General features: G+C 52.3%; 1 protein-coding gene and 2 rRNA genes (1 of these 3 cut by a window edge). 1 reads left to right on the top strand and 2 read right to left on the bottom strand.

Annotated elements, in window-relative coordinates; all coding sequences use genetic code 11:
• Window positions 1-56: 56 nt before the first annotated feature.
• Complete coding sequence (locus tag EGN73_RS20365; RefSeq protein ID WP_219293766.1) at window positions 57-314, top strand: hypothetical protein; 258 nt, start codon at window positions 57-59, stop codon at window positions 312-314.
• 343 nt (window positions 315-657) lie between these two features.
• Here the strand turns inward: EGN73_RS20365 and rrf are convergent.
• Both rrf and EGN73_RS20355 read right to left on the bottom strand, forming a co-directional pair.
• Window positions 658-769: ribosomal RNA gene (gene rrf / locus EGN73_RS20360) — 5S ribosomal RNA — on the bottom strand.
• Between the two features lie 162 nt (window positions 770-931).
• A 23S ribosomal RNA gene (locus EGN73_RS20355) occupies window positions 932-1,296 on the bottom strand; it runs 2,516 nt beyond the window's last position.

The following is a 1,296-nucleotide window of genomic DNA, read 5'->3' as shown; positions in this document are numbered from 1 at the left end:
CCCCCATCCCCTAAAACACAAAAAAGCCTCCCAGTTTCCTGAAAGGCTCTATAATAATGAGGCGGCGATCCCGACACTCGGGACAGGCTCTGCTCTCCCGTGCGCCGCGGCGTACCAGTACCATCGGCGCTGCAGGGCCTGTCCGCCTTGGTGGAGCTTATCCGCCACGGCGGAGCGGAACCGGAAGAGGTGGACCAAAAACAATCCTGATCAGGGCATCCAACCCTTCCCCCGGTACTGTAAACCCCAATACCCACTCTTCGCCTCTTTGTACTTCGTACTTCGTACATGGTACTTGGTACTATTACTCCTAAACACAAAAAAGCCTCCCAGTTTCCTGAAAGGCTCTATAATAATGAGGCGGCGATCCCGACATTCGGGACAGGCTCTACTCTCCCGTGCGCCGCGGCACACCTATCGGCGCTGCAGGGCTATTCACCTATCTTAGCTTATACTTGCTTTTTTCAGCTCAATCCCCTCAAAAAAAATCTTTGGAACAATCTCCTTTCATACATGCCCCAATATCCCCTTTAGCCATATATCAACTTTATTTCGCATCGGCATATTTCCACCTTATTTCACTTTCTATCTTTCACAATAAATCCAAGCCCCTATAAACGCCAAAAGCCCCCCAGTTTCCTGAAAGGCTCTATAATAATGGGGCGGCGACCTACTCTCCCGGGTGTAACCCCAGTACCATCGGCGCTGCAGGGCTTAACTTCTCTGTTCGGGATGGGAAGAGGTGGAACCCCTGCGCGAGGCCGCCATGTCTTGCTGTAACAGGTACAAAGTACCTTGTACAATGTATCCCAATTACAGTCCCCTCTCGGGGAAAATATCTTTGTTCTTTACGATAACCGAGTCTTGATTCTTGTCTCTTGGCTCCTGTATCTTTTTGATCATGTCTCGCAGAAAATGCAACAGCCCAAGGCGGGGCAAGCTTTCGGGCTATTAGTACTGCTCGGCTTTGTCATTGCTGACTTTACACCTGCAGCCTATCAACGTCATCGTCTCTGACGGCCCTGTTTGGAAGTCTCATCTCGGAGGGGGTTTCGCACTTAGATGCTTTCAGCGCTTATCCCTGCCCGACGTAGCTACCCGGCAGTGCAGTTGGCACCACAACCGGTACACCAGCGGTCGGTCCAACCCGGTCCTCTCGTACTAAGGTCAGATCTCCTCAAACTTCCCACGCCCGCAACAGATAGGGACCGAACTGTCTCACGACGTTCTGAACCCAGCTCGCGTGCCACTTTAATGGGCGAACAGCCCAACCCTTGGGACCTTCTCCAGCCCCAG

It is taken from the genome of Arthrospiribacter ruber (assembly GCF_019343195.1).
In the GTDB taxonomy this organism is placed as follows: domain Bacteria; phylum Bacteroidota; class Bacteroidia; order Cytophagales; family Cyclobacteriaceae; genus Arthrospiribacter; species Arthrospiribacter ruber.
This window is presented reverse-complemented; position numbering and strand designations above follow the sequence as displayed.